We start from the raw sequence: 17,672 nt of genomic DNA on the forward strand, positions 1-17,672 counted from the left end.
TATCCCCATGGCTCCGCAGAGCGGTGTCAGTAACAGAAGGCCAATCAGAGCCCGCAATATAAAAGTCGAATGCGCCCATTCATAAGGAAAAATTCCGCCAATCAATCCATAAAGACTGTCGTAAAGACCCATGCCTGTCACTCTCTGCTTTCCCCGGGTGAATTAGCCTTCCCCCCGCCGTGCCTGCTGACAATTTCGGTATGATGTCCGAATACGGCCAAAAGGTTCTCCGGAGTAAGTACCGCCTCAGTCTTTCCCTGGCAGATCAGGCTCTTGTTCAGGCAGATCACATAGTCGGCATGATTACTGACCACGGAAAGGTCGTGGCTGACTATCACCATGGTGAAATTCTTCCGATGCTGAATCGAATCGAGCAAATCGCAGAAAAGCTTTTCCCCGGCGATATCAATACCGGATACCGGCTCATCCAGAAGGAGAAGATTCGGGTCGCCTAAAAGAGCCGAAGCCAGCAGCACCCGTTGCAGTTCCCCGCCCGAAAGTTTCCCGATTTGACTGTTGGACAAATGGACAGCTTCCACAATCTCCAGATTCTCCAGGGCTTTCTTCACATGGATGGTATTGCGGCCGAGCCAGAGAGGTCTCTTCTGAAACGGCATCACCAGGAAATCAAGCACCGTCATAGGGAGTCCGCGATCGAATTCCATACTTTGCGGCACATACCCGAACCGAGGAGAAACCTCTTTATCGTCGTTATCCCGGAATTCCACATTGCCCGTATAATGTCTTTTCCCCAGAAGAACTTTTAGAAGTGTTGTTTTCCCGGCGCCGTTGGGTCCGATAAGAGCGGTTACCGAACCGCCGGGGATGACGGCATTGACCCGGTCGAGCAATTGTACCCCTTCAACGACGACTGTCACATCACGAAAATAAACTGATGGACCCATGACCGTTCCGCTACTTCAGCGCCTTTATTAGAGTTTTCAGATTCTCGGACATTATTTTCTCATAATAATCAAGAGGTGGATCGGGCGGCCCCGAGGCAACCGGATCAAGCATAAATACCGGCAGATTGGTTTCTTTTCCCAGTACGCCGGCGACTTTTGATAAGTACTGCGGCTCATTGAATAGAGCGGCCGGCTTTTCGCTTCGGATCTTTTGAGCTAAATTCATCATTTCGCGGGCCGAGGGTTCCTGTCCTGCTTCCTTTTCGATAATATCCAAAATCTCAAATCCGTAATCACGCCCCATATATTCAAAAACCTCATGAACCGTAATGACGCGGTTGTTTTTGAGATTTTTCAAGGAGTCGGCAAATTCCCGGGAGAGCTTTTCCAGCCGGGCGCGGTAATTGTCACCGTTTTCCTTGATTTTTTCGGCATAGGCCGGAAGCATTTCCGCAAGCGAGGCGGTAATATTGGCCACCATTCGGGCGGCTTCCCGGGGGGAGGCAAAAATATGCGGGTTGTATCGAAAGGTTCCGGTATCAGGGAGATGCTCGCCTGTTTCGTGAAATTTCGCCATGATGGGCTCTATTCCATCGGAGGCGGTTATTATTCTCTTCTCGTGACGACCGGCCTTCAGCAGATCAGGTAGAAAAGGTTCCATCCCCAAACCATCCTGAATAATAATGTCTGCCTGATGGACTTTCTTTACATCTTCGGGGGCCAGCGAAAAATCATGGGGGCATCCGTAGCCGGCCGGAAGAAGCAGCGTGACCTCAATGTCGCTTATGCCGGATGTTATATTTTCGACAAAGAGATAGATGGGGAAAAAAGTGGCTACGATCTGGACTTTCCCCGAAGGCCCAGCCGGTGAACCGGACGTGATACCACTCAGAGAAAGAAGAAGGGCCGACAGGGCAGCCACCGTGGTAATAATGCTGCACCGCTTTTTCATATAATATCCATAATAAGAAATTGACCCGGCATCACTCCCCAATCTATCTTATCTCCATCCCGGCCGCAAACAAATAGTTGGGTTCCTCTCGGAAAGGAATTACCGCGAAATCCTGCGCCTCTCCAGAATCGCCTCGTAATAACCTATCTCAGCCGCCTTTCTTAGATGATAGAGAGAGCTTTCCCCTTTCGTTACTCCGGAGAGATAATAGTGAATCGAACCCTGTCCGGGGTCTCCGGCCAGAGCTTTATAAAACAGTTCCTCGGCGAAGGCCGGATTCCCGGCCATATATTGCATATATCCACGGGCGGCATAAGGAATCGAAGCGCGGAATATCCCTTTCCCGAAATCGTTGTTCATTATCCCTCTTCGATTCAGATTGAGATAACTGAAGAAAACCGCCGGATAATCAGATAATTTGTAGCCGGTGGTCTCTATCGCCGAGGCCAGAAAATCAAGGTACCTGGCTATTCCCGATAGCTGTTCTTTATCTTTATATCCATTGGCGATGAGGTAATGATTAAGGGTATCGAAGCGAATTGATGAGACCCATTCTGTCCGAAGAGTCATCACCGACTGAATATCGGAAACATGTACGGCTCCCAGAAGATGCCCGATCTCATGCAAGATTAGCTGCCCGTTGAGGAAAACGTTCCATTCCGAAGTCTCTTTGTTGGGTGGGAGCAGTTCCGCCAATAGTGAAGTCTGGCGACCCAATTCGGATATTCCAATCTGGATATTCCCGCTGTTTCGATAAAATTCCACGATGTCGTTGGGGCGATAGAATCCGACCACTAAGGTGTCGATTCGCCGGCTCTGATTCTCCAAAAAGACCTTGAAAAGAGCGGAGATTCTCGCAAAGCCGACCTCTGGAGCGGTTATATAGCTCTTCCCGCAGATTTCTAATCCGAATCCAATCTGCCTTTCCATGCAGTGTGATGCATATTCGGTGGCGTAGATTATATCGCTGTCGCTCCGATTCCACCAATCGTTGAAGATGCGCGAATCCACCACGATGAACAGAGGAACTTTTTCGGAGAGTGCTGATCGTTTCCGTGTAAAAGAGGGTAAGGAAGCCAGGGCCTTGGAGAGAAGACGCTTCACCACAAAGTCCGGCGGTTCAGGGGCCATCGCCATTCCTTGAGTCGCGAGACTATCCGGCATTTCAATCCAGGAGTCTGAAGCCCGGGTTTCAAACCAGCGATTCTCCAGAGTGGAATCAGTTGGTCCCAGTTTTCGAATCGAAAAATGCGCTTTTATGCGCAGGCGCCCCGCATATCGAGTCGGTTCATTCTGCCGGGAAGATAACCTTATGCTCTTGATGTCAGCCTCCGGTTCGATATGGAGCAGATAATCAAAGGCGCCAGCATCGAGTTGTTGAATCGCCGTCTCCGATTTTCTCCGGCTGTCGGGCCTGAGAAACTCGAAATCCCATCCTTTACGCCATAGATAATAATCGAGATGATTACTCAAACATTCATTTATATTTTCCGCATAAGGTCGGGACTCATCGGATGTTTTCACGGGATAAAGATAGACAGCCAGCCTGTTACCTGCGACCGACGCGCCGGCCGCCGGAGTCAATGAGGAGCCGAGACAGACCAGCAAAAGCGCCGATAATAATGAGATTCTTAACATGGCGGTGAAAAATGTCATATTCCGGCTTGAAAATCAAGTAGGAATCGGCTATTATAAATCTATGAAAACAATTTCTGCGGTAAGAGTGTCTCTGGCCCTTCTGATTATGGCCGGATTCCTTTCCCTTTTTCAATGCTCAAGTCAAAAGAGAGATTTTGCCGCTCTTAAAGCCGACGGCGAAAAGGCGTTAGGTAGCGGTGAGTATAATCGTGCCATCGAAAATCTGAAAGAGGCAAGTCGCCTGAAACCATCCGACCGGGATGTGCTCTACAATCTCGGCATGGCTTTCGCGAAGTCATCACTTCCCGATTCTGCGGTCACTTATTTCAAGCGAGCCAAGCGGCTCTACCCGAACGACCGGCCGATCAACAAGGAATTGATCGAACTCTGCGCCGTGACGGGGGATTATAACGGTTCTCTGAACGCCATCGCTTTCATGATTGCCTCCGGCGACAATGAAAAGATGTACTGGCCTCTTCTGGCTGAGTTGAACTATCGCAATGAAAATTTGTACCTGGCCTCCAAATATTATCAGCTTCTCATTAATGATAATCCCGATGAAAAATCGTATTATCTCTATTTATCCGGGACACTTTCGCAGTTGGGGCAATTCAAAGAATCCAACGACGTTCTTTTCAGAAGTATTCAGCTGTTCGGGCCGAGGGCCGAATCTTTTGCCAATATCGCGGTCAATTATATCAGTCTGAAAGAATTGGATAAAGCCGAGGAATTCATGCGAAAGAGCCTGGCGGTAAATCCCAATAATGTCCCTATCTGGATTAATCTGGCCAATCTCCTCTCCGAACGGAAAGATATGAACAAGAAAAAGGAAGCCTTGCAGATTTATAAAAAATACCTCAAAGAGACTCCCAAGGCATATAAACTCGATTCTCTAATAATAGTCCTGGAGAAAGAAATACGGGGCGGCTGAGTAATTTTTTCATATATTGGAGAAAAGGAATCCTTCCGGGATACGGCAGGATTTTCCGTATCGCGGCATAAGGATAATGCCGTAATACGGATTGTCGATGAATTGACAACTTGCTTTTTAAAGGGATTTTGATTCTGACCTAATGGCAGAAGCAGACAGACAGCACGACGGGGCCGATACCCGTCAGATTTCGCAAGGGCTTAATTCATCCGCCGGGAAAAACAAAGGCGACAGGAAAAGGCTGATGGAGAATTTTCTCTCTCTGAGCTTGCTTCAGGGAGCCCGCCATATTCCGCCCCTCATAAACGTTCCCTATGCAGTCCGGGTGCTGAATCCGGGAAAATTCGGGACAGCGACCATTACCCAGTTTTTTGTCCCGCAGATTAATCTTTTCCTGTCCATGATATTACTTTCCGAGACTCTGATTTTTATCATACAGGAATACAATCCGATGCCATTAGGCGCCGAATGGCAGAAAGCTCTAAATCATGGGAAGTTATAACCTTCTTCTGGGTATCGCCCTGGATTCTCCCAATCGAGGTGTTAATGCGTTGGGGATAGGCGCCATCACATTATTGGTAAGGTCATTTCGGGAAATTCCAATCCGGGTGGCGCAGCTGTCATCCTCAAAGAAGGTACATTATGCAGAGGTTATGATCGATGGCAGCCCAATGGAAGTGACCATCCATGCCTATTCAAAGTATGCACTTATCCGTGCCCTTATGGCGCTGACCCTAAAGAGGATTCTGGGGCATCAACCGCGCTCCCCATTAGCACGACTTATTCTCGACGCTGAGAGAGTCTTTGCCGCTAACGAGGGTGATAGTTTCAGTGACATTTACGGCTTCAGAAGACTATTCAGCCAGGTACTCTGCGTAGCTGCCGTCCTTCTGGCCGGAAGGAATCTCACTTTCCTTCCCCAGACAATCGGCCCATTCAGCACTCGCGCGGGGCGAATTATCGGGAAATATATTATTAAACGAGTCGACCGTATCTATGTCCGCGGTATTAAGAGTGCGGATCTTCTTGATGAATGGCAATGCTCTTATAAGAAAGCTGCCGATGTTTCAATTTATATTGATCCAAAAGAAACCGCTTATGCTCTCTCACCGCATACTGTCGGAATCAATGTCAACGGGCTGCTCTACTATCGTCTTTATGGTCCGGCTGAAAAAGGTTTCGAGCATTACGGGGAGTTATTAAAGAACCTGATTAAGAAATTTATCAAACTTGAACATAACGTACTTCTCATACCTCACACATACAGCACGATCGGCTGGATTGGGGAAGATGATCTGCGTGCCATAAAGGAGATTGCGGCCGCCCTGGGAAGCGGCAGTGTTTCCTGCCTCAATCAGGAATGGGATGCACAGGAATTGAAAGGAATAATCGGCCAGACCGACTTTTTTGTCGGATCACGCATGCATGCATGTCTGGCCGGGCTGTCACGTTCCGTGCCGACAGTGGGGCTGGCTTACAGTTACAAGTTCGAAGGCACGTTTGATATGTTCGGGCAAAAGGATTGTGCCTTAAATATCCGTGGGTTATCGCCTGGGAAAATCGATGACACCATAGCCGCCATAATCAATATATTTGATCGAAGAAAGATTATTCACGAAGAGCTGATTCGCTACAACAGCCATCGTGAGAATTTAATTTTGGATTAGCGATGTCTATCTCCAGAGAAATGGACAAAATAGCCAAAGGGGATCTTTGCTGCGGATGCGGGCTGTGCCGTTCGCTGGCCGGAGATGATTATATCGAAATAGCAATCGATGAGTCCGGATTCCTGCGTCCCCGCCTAAGAAAGCCCCTTGATTCTGATACGGCTGGCCTGATTGCCCGGGTTTGCCCGGGTCTGACAGTATCCCACGAAATCAAGACGACTCTTTATGATCCCCTCTGGGGAACAATCCGCTCCCTTCGTGTCGGATATGCCTCCCAGCCGGAAATCCGTTTCCGTGCTTCATCCGGCGGTGCTATCACAGCCATTCTTATCCATTTATTGGAGTCAAAATATATTAATTCCGTGCTGCATGTCGGTGCATCCGAAACTGATCCCATCGCGAATGTCACCAGCATATCGGAAACCTATGATGATGTCATTGTCAATTGCGGTTCCCGCTATGCGCCATCGGCTCTTCTGGCAAACCTCCGAGAGTATCTGGAACTACCTGGGCAATTGGCTATTGTCGGTAAACCATGTGATATCTCGGCACTCCGCCTTTTTTCACGCCATGAACCTTTGATCGACAAGAAGATCAAGTGCATGATCTCATTTTTCTGCGCGGGCGTGCCGAGCCTGAAGGGGGCAATCGAAATACTGAAGGCAATGGGAGTTTCTAAGAAGCAGTTGCGTAGATTCACATATCGGGGAAATGGTTGGCCGGGACGGGCCCGGGCGGAACTCGATGACGGTACCTCTCGCGAATTGACTTATGAGCAATCCTGGGGAAGTATATTAAATCGATATCTCCAGACCCGATGCAAGATCTGCCCGGACGGCACCGGCGAATTTGCCGATATCACATGCGGCGACGCCTGGAATATCAGGAACGGTCGTCCCGATTTTGAAGAAAACGAAGGCCGCAGCCTGATTCTCGCCAGAACCGACATGGGCGAAAATCTTGTCACCGAGTGTATCAAGAAAGGCGTGCTGATTGCCTCAGAATATGACAGGAACGATCTTGTAAAGATTCAGCCCTTTCATGCGATGCGAAAAAGGCTTGTCCGGTCGCGCCTTCTCGCCATGGAAACGCTCTTCCTCCCAGTGCCGCGGTACTCCGGTCTGGGACTGGGCAATATCAAACCATCGGCGGGGATCATTTTAAACACGCGGAGCTTTTTGGGAATGTTCCGACGCTCATTGCAGCTTCGATATGGTAAAAAGAGAAACCTGTAATCGGTATTATCGCAAGTGATAGCTCTCAATCCTAAGGTCTATATTATAGTTCTGAACTATGGCCGTTGGAATGACACTATCGAGTGCCTGGAAAGTCTTCTGCGGCTGAATCATGATAACTATGAGATTATTCTGATTGATAATGCTTCCCCGGACAACTCGATAGAGAAGTTCCGCCTCTGGGCTATGGGGGGAGTGAATATCTGGAGAGACAACCGAAATAGGCTCAGGCAAATGAGCTTCCCTCCTTGTCCTAAACCAATTCGATTGATTGAATATAACCGCGCCGAAGCAGAATCGGGCGGCAACCAGGTATTGACAAGAAACTCTGCCGGCAGACAAATTGTCTTGATTCACTCCGGCGCCAATCTGGGGTATGCGGGCGGCAATAATATCGGATTGCGCTACGCCTTGAAGAAAAATGACTTCAAATATATCTGGCTGTTAAATAATGACACCGTTGTGGAGCCGTCGGCGCTGAACCACATGGTTTCTCGCTTGGGGGCCCGTCCAAAGTCGGGCATCTGTGGATCGACTTCGCTCTACTATCATCGCCCGGGGATAACACAGGTGCGCGGAGGCGCCACCTATAACCGGTGGCTCGCCACCAGCCGGCATATCGGGGTCTTTGAATCGGCCGCCAACGGCTTTGACTTGGATAAAATCGAGCGAAAAACTGCTTATGTCTGCGGTTCCTCCATGCTGATTTCGAAAGCGTTTCTTGCTGAGGTGGGGCTGATGAGCGAGGATTATTTCCTTTATTATGAGGAGCTCGACTGGGTCACCCGTGCCGAAGGTAAGTTTGCAATGGTTTACGCCCCGGAAAGTATTATTTATCATAAGGAGGGACGAAGTATCGGCTCCAGCTCGCGCGGTGCGATAAGAAAAAAAATGGCCGATTTCTATGGGCAGAGGAATAGAATAATCTTCACAAGGAAATTTTACCCTTTGGCTCTGCCTTTTGTTTATTTAAGTTTTCTGGTGGTTATCGCAAATAGGCTTTTTAGAAAGCAGTGGGATCGCATCCCGATGATATTCAAAATATTGCTTCATCCCAGCCGCCGGTACGATGAAAACGATTAAGGAGTTCCTTTTCTTTCTTACAATTGCCCTGATTCCTTTTCAGGACACCAGTCTCCAGAACCTGCCGATTGGTTTCCTGGGAGCGGCGCCGTCATTCATTCCCATTTCGCTGTTGCTTCTGATCATCTTTGTCGAATGGATGACTAACGGCCAAGGGCTTCAGTTAAGCCGCAGTCTAGTTTATATCGTCGGGTACATATTTATTATCACGGTCGTTTACTTGGTCCTCTTCGGCACCCGGTCGCACGGGACAAGTCTGATTTTTAAGTCGTTTAATCTCTCGATTCTGACCGGCCTTATGGTTTTGCCGATATTTTTTCTTGATTATGATTCTCATCGCCTGCCGCAGTATATTTATGCCGCCTTCCTGATCGCCGTGGCCGGGGTCGTTTTGATCGATCTGCTTGGCTGGGAATCGCTTGGATCGGGCTCGTTCTTTCATTTTCATGAGAATCGTAATATGCGCCCGCGCGGCTTTTCGCTTGAAAGCAGCACTCTTTCGGCGACAATCATCACGCTGGGTCTTCTCTCAGCTCATTATGCCAGAACCTGGATGGCGAAAGCGATTTTTCTGCTAGGCGTCCTGCTGATTACTTTCTATTCCGACTCTAAGGGAGGTATGATTATCATTCTTCTGACTGCCGCGATTGTTAGTCTGAGCGCGGCCGGAATGAAAACAAGATTCAAAATTTTGTTCATCGGCATAATTATCATCGCCGCCTTTTTTTCAATAACCATGCTGGAGACAAGACTTGTTTCCGACATAGACTTGTACACCTCAACCTCGACCCGGACAGGCCTGATGGCCACCTCAGTAGTAACCATGTTTTACAATCCTCTGGGGGTCGGCTTTTCCGGATTTCTTCCGGCCATCAACAAATATGCTCCCCTTGCGGTCGATTACTTGAGCCGGGCAGCCGGAGGCACATTCAATTTCACCGAACTGCTCTCTTACGTAGGAGCCGACAGTGATATCAACATAAGCACCAAGACTTTCTTTTTTGACAACCTTTTATATTTTGGACTTCCATTTCTGGTGATTTTTATCCTTTTTCACCGGAAGCTTCTGGTCTTTCTGAGAAAGGACAACTCGCTTTACCTTTATGCTGCAGTCCTTTTCTCACTAGTTGCCCTGACTACCTATGTAGGCGGGGTCGGGATTTACAGTTTCGCCCTTGTCTATGGATTGGCTTTTCGCGAAGTCGGGCAGGGGAACCGGCCTGCCTAATGGCTGGATGAAATACTGCCGTATAAAATTCCCTACCTTTGAATTTCTGTCAAAACCCGGACATGTCTTTTCTCCCCCCATTGCAAGCGCCCGGAAAAAGAAGAGGAAAGATTGGCCGCCTGAAAGGGCATAAGTTTCCGGGTTGCCGGGCCCAAGTTTTCTCTAATCCCTTGTAAATCTTAGAGATACATGCGCGCATGGTGATTGCTATATTTTTGAACAGAAATTAAAAAATAATTTTGCATGGATGCAAAACTTGACAAGGGATTGTCGGATGCCGAAGCAAATTGATTCACCCACCGCGGTCATGGAAAGACCAACAACAAAAAGCAGAACAACAAGTTACAACCGCGCTCGAAACCGAATGGGCGGCTCAGAGGCGCGATATGGCCGGTTTTCAGGAAAGAGGAATGGGAATACCCGGCCTTTCCCGCGACACGGGACTATTCTGGTAGTGGCCCCTGATTTCCCCTTTCCGCCTGACCACGGCGGCCGTTCAGATATCTGGAATAGAATAAAAACCCTGAATAAGATTGGTCATAAAATCGACCTTGTCGCCACGACCAAACAGGAACCCAAACCGGAACATCTTGCAGAGGTTTACCGGTATGTGCGAAGTGTGACTATAGTTAACCGTGAACGGAAGATTTCGGACCATTTCTCCTTTATCCCCTACCAGATCAAATGCCGTGATTCATTGCGGACAGTTGCATTATCCGATGAATATGACCTTGTCCTCCTGGAAAGCGAATTTGTTTATCCAATTCTGGATAATCCGGCACTGAAAGCCAGCCAGGCGGTACTGAGAATCCAGAATCACGAATCAAGTTATTTCCGGGAACTAGCCGGATCGGTTGGTTGGGGATTCGAGAAATTATATTACCTTCTGGAGTCATTCAAATTCCATTTGATTGAATCCAGGCTCTACCGCCGGGTCAGGAACATGCTCTTCATTTCCAGTAGTGAGTATGAATCACACCGGCGGAAATACCCGGAATCGAATGCTGCCATTTTGCCGGCGCCGATTGAACAGAATAAATTGAGGATGAACCACGCCGATTCCAGGACGGTGCTCTTTGTCGGATCGCTGTTCATGGCCAATAACCGGGAGGCGCTCAAATGGTATATTGAAAAAGTGCACCCGTTTCTTTCGGATATCAAGGATTATCAGTTTTTGGCCGCCGGCAACAGCCGTGAGGGAAATATCGATTGGCTTCATTCTCTGGCTCAGAGTCATGCCAATATCAAGGTCTTTGATTCACCGGAAGATATCACCCCGTTGTACAATCAGAGTGCGGTTTTTGTCAATTCGATGCTTCATGGTGCCGGAGTTAAGATTAAGAATATCGACGCCATCCAGAATGGGCTTCCGGTTGTCACCACCACGGTCGGCAATCAGGGTACCGGCCTGGTCAACGGAATAGACATAATGGTCGAAAATGACCCAAAGCTTTTTGCTCAGGATATCAGGGAGCTTCTCTCCAATCGTCATAGAAGGAATGAACTGGTTCGTTCGGCGCAGGAAAATTTGAGAAAAAACTACAACCATCGTCAGATTCTGGAGAGTTTCCTGTCCCCGTTAATGAAGAGGGTCCCGGCATGAAGACGGCAATAGTTCATGATTGGTTGGTGACCTACGGCGGCGCCGAACATGTATTGGAACAGATACTGGCGCTCTTTCCTGAAGCCGATCTTTTTGCCCTCTGCGATTTTCTTCCGGCGGGGCAACGGCATTTCCTTGGCAGCCGGAAGGTCACGACCTCATTCATACAGAAACTTCCCATAGCCAGAACCAAATATCGCAGCTATCTGCCCTTGATGCCTCTGGCCGTAGAACAATTCGATCTTTCCGGCTACGACCTGGTGATCTCTTCATCGCACGCCGTTGCCAAGGGCGTAATAACCGGACCAGATCAGATTCATATCAGTTATTTCAACGGTATCATGACTTACGCCTGGAATATGTATCATCAGTATCTGAATAAGACCGGTCTCCGCTCGGGGCTGAAAGGCTACCTGGCCAGGCTGTTCTTACACTATATCAGAAACTGGGATGTGGCCAGCGCCCATCGCGTCGATTACTTCATCGCCAATTCAGGATATATGGCTCGCCAGATACGGAAGCTTTACGGGCGTACGGCCCGGATTATCCATCCCCCGGTCAATCTGGAGCAGGCCAGATTTTCGGAAATTAAAGAGGATTATTATATCACCGTGGCACGGATGGTTCCGATCAAAAGAATTGATCTGATCGTCTCCGCCTTCTCACGCATGCCGGATAAGAAGCTGATCGTCATCGGTGATGGCCCCGAGTTGTCCCGGATAAAGAAGTTGGCCGCCGATAATATTAAATTTCTCGGGTACCAGACGCCGCCGGTGGTCATGCATTACCTTTCCCGGGCCAGAGCCTTTGTATTTGCCTCGGTCGAGCCTTTCGGTATCGCCACCGTTGAAGCTCAAGCCTGCGGTACCCCGGTGATAGCATATGGTCGTGGCGGTTCGCTCGAAACCGTGATTGAGAATAAAACCGGCGTTTTCTTTGACGCCCAGGAAATAGGCGATCTTATCGAAGCGGTCAATCGTTTCGAAGGGATGAAAGATAGTCTTGATCCGGCGGAAATTCGTCAGGCTGCCTTTCGATTCTCGACCGAGCGATTCCACAAAGAATTCCGCGACCATGTTTATGAGTGTATCCGCGCACATGCCCGTTCGGAGAGTGAGTATACTGAGGCGGCTGCCGCAGGGCGTGAGTCTATGAAAGTGGGAAATTATGCAGAATAGAATTACTCTCAAGAATGCGGCTCCCGAGCCCGAGAAAAAGCATTCAAACACGATCAGCCTTTTCGAACTGGCGCGACTTCTTATCAGGAAACGGATGCTTCTGGCCATCACGGTCGGTACGGTAATGATCCTGACGGCATTAATCATGTTTCTCATTCCCAACAAGTATATGTCGACCGCCTCCATTCTGCCATCGGGCAAAAGCGATAAATTGTCCGCTCTCAAAGAGCTGACCGGAATGGGGAATTTTCCGTCTATCAGTGAAGAGAACTCCTCATTGCTGTTCCCCGAAATTCTCAAATCGAATCAGATAAAAGAGGGAGTATTCGACAAGGAGTATACTTTCACGCATGACTCCCAACCAACATCTCTCAGTTTCAAAAAATATTTTGGCGAGGATAATCCCGAACTCCTGAAACGAGAATTCGATAAGATCACTTCGGTCTATATGGATAAGAAGACCGGATTGATAAAGATTTCCGTGGAGACAAAATTTCCGGAATTGTCGCAGGCGGTTTTGAGCCAGATGCTGACCGAACTGGATAATTTCAACCTTTATAAGCGTCGCTCCCAGGCCCGAAACAATGAGCGGTATCTGGCGCGCGAACTGGCCGGGCGGGAAAGTGAATTAAAAGCTGCCGAGGAAAAACTCGAGGAATTTCAAAATGTAAACCGCGACTGGGATAATAGCAGCGATCCGGAAATACAGAAAACAATCATGCAGTTGAAACGGGATATTGAAATCAAAACGCGGGCCTATTTGTTCCTGCAGGAACAGCATGAATTAGCCAAGCTGGAGACTCAGAAAGATGTTCCCGTGGTAATTCTACTCGACAATCCTTCGCTTCCAATTCTGAAATCCGGCCCGCCGCGAGCGCTGAGTATTATCTTTTCGGGAACAGCGGCCTTCTTCATAACCTTCTTCTGCCTGTTTATCGCGGATAGTCTCAAGAAGAACAAAGACGATTTCAGCAATCAGGAATGGCGGTCTCTTGGCTCCGACCTGAAAGATGCTCTTCCATTTTTGAGACGAAATATACGAGCAAAAGAGTTTGTTTCGTAGGGTATGTCCAATTTGTAGCTGCTCCCCAAGTCATTCAATGAAAGAGGCCAGGAGTGGGACTCTGGTCTTGACCATCTTCACTCTCCAAATTCACCATCCGCTTTGGAGTTGCGCGCGGCTCTTCTCTCCCGATCATATCGAAGGATATGCCCCCGCACCGTTCTTTCCTGATCTCCTCATCTGTTGACAAAAGTGGGGCGGAACCCCCGACGAATGGGCTTGTTGAAGAAGCTGTGGGTTACCCGGTTTGATATCAATCCAACATGACAAAAAAAGGGAACGGTTCTCCAGGACAATTGGCGCCCTTTTTAGAGTAACCGCAGTTATAAAATATTTTCTACTTGTCAGATTATACCGGCGCAATGATTTCATATTAAATCAATTTGTCGGGTTTCTCCCTCGTTCACTTCGTTCACTTTTTCGAAACCCGACCTACTGAACTTATCTGAGTATTCACAGAGGGAATTCCGGCCGGCTTTGATGAGTACATCGAACGCCCCCCACCAGAGTAAGGTAGACATTTCTTTCTATGTTCGGGGAATTGGACACCTCCCCCATTCTAATGGAGGGGGGGCAAGGCGGCCGCATCGAATTGTGGAATAATGACTTACACCATGTCGCGATCGGATATTTGCGATTGTTTGGAATCCGGAACGCTGATTATCCGTTCATAGAGCATTAATCTCTCTCAATGGAAAATCCATTTTTCCATCGATCGGCGCGGGACAATGACCTCTTTTGCCACTACCGTCTGCCGCTCCGGATTTCCGCGCGGCGGTCTGGCCGGCGCAAGGTGCATAAGAATGACTCGATCCGGTCTCAGGATGTCCTTTATCAGCTTTTGACGGAAGCTAAGAGCTTCTTTGGCGTCCCACCATTGGACACATGCGACATCGATACTATCCCGCTCAAGAGTGTATGATTGATATCTTTTCATGTCATTCATGGGCGCATCACCGCAATGATATGACGCTCGATTGCCAATGGAAAATAGATACTCCAGATGCTGTACATTGCGATGAATATCGACACTTTGACCCGTTAGGCTATCCAGCTCATAGTAGGCGCCATGCCGGCCCGGAAAAATCCTCAGCTTCATTCCGGCGATTTCAGTGGATATGGCCGAATCGGACGGCGACCAGACTGCCCGGATGCGGTCTTTTATCGCGGAATAATCTGCGGCGGACTCCAGCTTCTCCCCGACCTGAGGCGGACAAACAAGAATCGCCCGTGGATTATGCTTCATGTGTGCAGCGACAATTTGAGGATTGAAATGGTCCATATGAGCATGGGTGACGGCAATCAGGTCGATGTTATCGAATGGCGACTGCGCCGCTTTCATCAGCTCCACAATACTGTCCGACGGTATAAAATAGGGCTGAGCTTTTCCTCCGAACAGTGCATCAATCAGGATTTTCTTATTCTCGCACTCAATCAAAAATCCTTCATTGGCCACATAAGTCACGGCCAGAGGCGAATTTTCATGGTAACCGGCGCAATCCGATATCACCGGGAAAAGGCCGATCAGGATTGCATACAGAAGGTTTTTCATAATAATTCCATTAGATTCCGAAGTTTCAATGTATTTCTTTCTCTATGTCTCTATGATCAAACGGTACAATTTTGGAAAGCTGAAATCAATCTAAATTTCGATCGCAGCAATCATTTTAGAACCTCTCTCCTGAGTGTCTCAACCGGCAACCCCCAGCTTGCTGGGGGACAGTAACGATTTGTTTAAGTTCATCATATGTCAATCATTCGTGAAAAATCACATAACCTCACAAAAGACGGTTGTTCTTCCTTCCATGCTCTATCCTGTTGGTCCTTTGGCAGCTAACACCTCAATGATTTTCGAGCAGCCTCCACCACATAAATATCCGGCATGGTCGCCGACATTCTTAAACCTCCGCCCGACAATTTTAGAACATTCAAATTCATAGTCGGTGCATCTCAAAAATCGGTCAATCAAACCTGCGGCGCGGCGATCCTTGAAATTAATCTTACCGCCTTGTTTCTTTAGACTGTTGACCCCGCTGATCCATATTGCTGCACCCAATGCCCCGCAGGCACCCCCACTCAAACCGATACCGCCTGCTAATCCTGCTGCCATGGTCGCATGCATGGGTGATGCACCCATCTTCTGTGCCAACACTGCCGAGCAACTTACCGGAGCCGGGGGCGTTTCGATCTCTTCATCGGAAAGGGCGGCATTTATCTCACTGAATGCGGCATGTGCATATTTCGCGGCCCTTCGAAAGCAGCCGATGGTCCCGCCTTTTATGAGGAAGTAAGTAATCATCTGCATCGTTGATGATGACTTATCGAGTTCAGTTATTTCGAGGCAGTTTACATTATTCTTGTTAAGAACACGGAAGGACTCCACGAGCCTTATTGCAGCAATGATTGCCTTAGTCTCAGCATGCGGACCCGCACCAAGCAGATGATACGCCTGTGCCCCTGCGGCAAGTGTCGCGCCCCAAATCAGGCCACATTGGTAACCATGTTGCATGATTCCGCCCGCAAAGGGCATGGCGGCTTGCTCCTCTTCCTTCAGGGGGTTATCAAAGGCACGGTTGAGGACGCAGAAACTCGTCTCCGAACATGTCCCTCTCTTAATAAACGTACCGACTGTTCCCAGCGATGATATACCGCTATTGGCTTTGCTCATGTAGTCTCCGTGTGTTTTTCATGTCCCGTATGTCGATACCTGGCCCCAAACCGGCGACCCCCATCTTGCTGGGAGACAGTAACGATTTGTTTAAGTTCATCATACATCAATCATCTGTGATAAATCACGCAGTCCCACGTCCCGCCACAGGCGGGTGTGTTACCCGTTTATCGCGGGAACATAGATAATTGTTGGTCTTAGAAAGCACGAAGCGCGCTACCCGTTGTTCAAATGATCAGGCAAAATTGCCTTTTTCCAGTTCTTTGCCTTTCGTACCTGCTTCCACGTCAAATCCTTGGCTCCTGTAAAATCCGCTTTCTCCAAATTTGCTCCCTTAAAGCTGGTACCGAATAAGTTCGCCCCTCGGAAGGAACTGTGTCCCAGATATGCACCCTCAAACTGAGCTGCAAAGCAATTGGCGTTCTCGAAACTGGCACCAAAAAGATACGTCTTCTCGAAGAAAGTAGACAATAGTGCTGCCCCCTCAAAACAAGCCTCTGTCATAATAGCCCCGGCAAAATCAGCTTCCTGAAGATCCGCACCTCTAAAGAATGTACCTTTGAGATTGGCTTTCCAAAACGAAACCCGCTTAAGATCAACTCTGTCCAATGAGAAAAGAACCAACTGCGTTTCTGACAGATCAGTATTTGTTAAACTAACATAGTGCTCTGATGAGATGTGCTCGTTCGCCATCGGGAGGCCGAGCAGATTCATTTCAATCAGGAATCGCACAACTTCAGATTTTCGTCGACCATCCAGTTCTTCAAGCGCAATATGCGTTCTGGCTCTTGCTACACACAAGACCTCAGCATCCGACCTTGACGCGCGCATGTCTTTGTTGAGAAGCAGCTCCGCCATTCTATCAAGGTATGTCTCCAGATTTCGTTGTAGTTCACGGTCCTCTGAAATAGCATACTCCGTCCTGCGTTCAAGTAGAGCAAATAGAACTCCGCCCAGAGCCAAACCTGCAGGAATGATTAACAGATCTACCCAATCCCAAAGCGTCTTTTCATAGAAGCCTGAGGATTGTGGCCACCAAGACTTACTGATGGAGTAGATGAAAAGAATCGTCAATGCTACAGCACAGACTATGGGCCAAACCGGGATCTTCACGATAAGCCTCTGCTTCGGGATTGTCCGCCATTCTCGTCTAATCCACGGTAGTTGCTTCAATTCCATTGTTCTCTCACCTCATGTTGTCGGACCTGCAAATCCATGAATGGCCATAACCCATTGAGCGTCAGTAGATGGTAGCCCACAGCTTGGGGAGTGCTGAAAAACCCCGGCAAGCGGACGCAGGGTGCCATTACTTGCATTGAAAGACAAAAGGTTAAAAACTGCTTAATCTCGAATATGCGCCTTTATCAAAAACCCCTCAAGGGTGGGCCACCCGCCCGAAGAAAAAGGGGTGAATCATATGTATGCCGGGGATCCGACAGAAATGGGTTCGGTTTTAACCGGTAACCCCCAGCTTGCTGGGGGACAGTAACGATTTGTCTAATTTCACATATATCAATCAAC

Annotated in this window: 15 protein-coding genes; 9 read left to right on the forward strand and 6 right to left on the reverse strand. The window is 48.5% G+C overall.

What is annotated here, in order from left to right:
- Window positions 1–137: 137 nt before the first annotated feature.
- The 3 genes from NT002_13060 to NT002_13070 form a co-directional block, all read right to left on the reverse strand.
- Window positions 138–905, reverse strand: a complete 768-nt coding sequence (locus NT002_13060; protein ID MCX6830188.1) for a metal ABC transporter ATP-binding protein — start codon at window positions 903–905, stop codon at window positions 138–140.
- A 10-nt stretch (window positions 906–915) separates the two neighbouring features.
- Window positions 916–1,857 carry a metal ABC transporter substrate-binding protein gene (locus tag NT002_13065; GenBank protein ID MCX6830189.1) on the reverse strand — a complete coding sequence of 314 codons (942 nt, stop codon included), beginning with the start codon at window positions 1,855–1,857 and terminating at the stop codon, window positions 916–918.
- A 99-nt stretch (window positions 1,858–1,956) separates the two neighbouring features.
- A complete protein-coding gene (locus tag NT002_13070) occupies window positions 1,957–3,513 on the reverse strand; it encodes a hypothetical protein (protein MCX6830190.1) in 1,557 nt (518 codons plus the stop codon).
- A 43-nt stretch (window positions 3,514–3,556) separates the two neighbouring features.
- Here NT002_13070 and NT002_13075 point away from each other — a divergent pair, with 43 nt between their 5' ends.
- The 9 genes from NT002_13075 to NT002_13115 all read left to right on the forward strand — a co-directional run bounded on the left by NT002_13075 (window position 3,557) and on the right by NT002_13115 (window position 13,483).
- Window positions 3,557–4,426 carry a tetratricopeptide repeat protein gene (locus NT002_13075; GenBank protein MCX6830191.1) on the forward strand — a complete coding sequence of 290 codons (870 nt, stop codon included), beginning with the start codon at window positions 3,557–3,559 and terminating at the stop codon, window positions 4,424–4,426.
- 142 nt (window positions 4,427–4,568) lie between these two features.
- The gene (locus tag NT002_13080; protein ID MCX6830192.1) at window positions 4,569–4,928 is read left to right on the forward strand and encodes a hypothetical protein; all 360 of its coding nucleotides are present in this window, start codon (window positions 4,569–4,571) and stop codon (window positions 4,926–4,928) included.
- A complete protein-coding gene (locus tag NT002_13085) occupies window positions 4,915–6,093 on the forward strand; it encodes a polysaccharide pyruvyl transferase family protein (protein ID MCX6830193.1) in 1,179 nt (392 codons plus the stop codon). Before NT002_13080 ends, NT002_13085 begins: the two co-directional genes overlap by 14 nt.
- 2 nt (window positions 6,094–6,095) lie before the next feature.
- Window positions 6,096–7,328, forward strand: a complete 1,233-nt coding sequence (locus NT002_13090) for a Coenzyme F420 hydrogenase/dehydrogenase, beta subunit C-terminal domain (GenBank protein MCX6830194.1) — start codon at window positions 6,096–6,098, stop codon at window positions 7,326–7,328.
- A gap of 15 nt (window positions 7,329–7,343) precedes the next feature.
- Window positions 7,344–8,411 (forward strand): glycosyltransferase family 2 protein, encoded by a 1,068-nt coding sequence (locus NT002_13095; protein MCX6830195.1) that lies wholly within the window; start codon window positions 7,344–7,346, stop codon window positions 8,409–8,411.
- The gene (locus NT002_13100; GenBank protein MCX6830196.1) at window positions 8,398–9,639 is read left to right on the forward strand and encodes a hypothetical protein; all 1,242 of its coding nucleotides are present in this window, start codon (window positions 8,398–8,400) and stop codon (window positions 9,637–9,639) included. Before NT002_13095 ends, NT002_13100 begins: the two co-directional genes overlap by 14 nt.
- A gap of 274 nt (window positions 9,640–9,913) precedes the next feature.
- Window positions 9,914–11,242: a glycosyltransferase family 4 protein gene (locus NT002_13105; protein MCX6830197.1), complete on the forward strand. Its 1,329-nt coding sequence runs from the start codon at window positions 9,914–9,916 to the stop codon at window positions 11,240–11,242.
- Window positions 11,239–12,420 (forward strand): glycosyltransferase family 4 protein, encoded by a 1,182-nt coding sequence (locus NT002_13110; protein MCX6830198.1) that lies wholly within the window; start codon window positions 11,239–11,241, stop codon window positions 12,418–12,420. Before NT002_13105 ends, NT002_13110 begins: the two co-directional genes overlap by 4 nt.
- Entirely contained in the window at window positions 12,410–13,483 is a 1,074-nt protein-coding gene (locus tag NT002_13115; protein MCX6830199.1) for a Wzz/FepE/Etk N-terminal domain-containing protein, read from the forward strand. The genes NT002_13110 and NT002_13115 overlap by 11 nt, the downstream gene beginning before the upstream one ends.
- Window positions 13,484–14,171: 688 nt before the next feature.
- Here NT002_13115 and NT002_13120 read toward each other — a convergent pair.
- The 3 genes from NT002_13120 to NT002_13130 form a co-directional block, all read right to left on the reverse strand.
- Window positions 14,172–15,035 carry an MBL fold metallo-hydrolase gene (locus NT002_13120; GenBank protein ID MCX6830200.1) on the reverse strand — a complete coding sequence of 288 codons (864 nt, stop codon included), beginning with the start codon at window positions 15,033–15,035 and terminating at the stop codon, window positions 14,172–14,174.
- A gap of 258 nt (window positions 15,036–15,293) precedes the next feature.
- Entirely contained in the window at window positions 15,294–16,151 is an 858-nt protein-coding gene (locus NT002_13125; protein MCX6830201.1) for a C-GCAxxG-C-C family protein, read from the reverse strand.
- A gap of 216 nt (window positions 16,152–16,367) precedes the next feature.
- Window positions 16,368–17,330, reverse strand: a complete 963-nt coding sequence (locus NT002_13130; protein ID MCX6830202.1) for a pentapeptide repeat-containing protein — start codon at window positions 17,328–17,330, stop codon at window positions 16,368–16,370.
- Window positions 17,331–17,672 lie beyond the last annotated feature (342 nt).

The sequence above is a fragment of the Candidatus Zixiibacteriota bacterium genome (assembly GCA_026397505.1).
Classification (GTDB): Bacteria; Zixibacteria; MSB-5A5; order GN15; family PGXB01; genus JAPLUR01.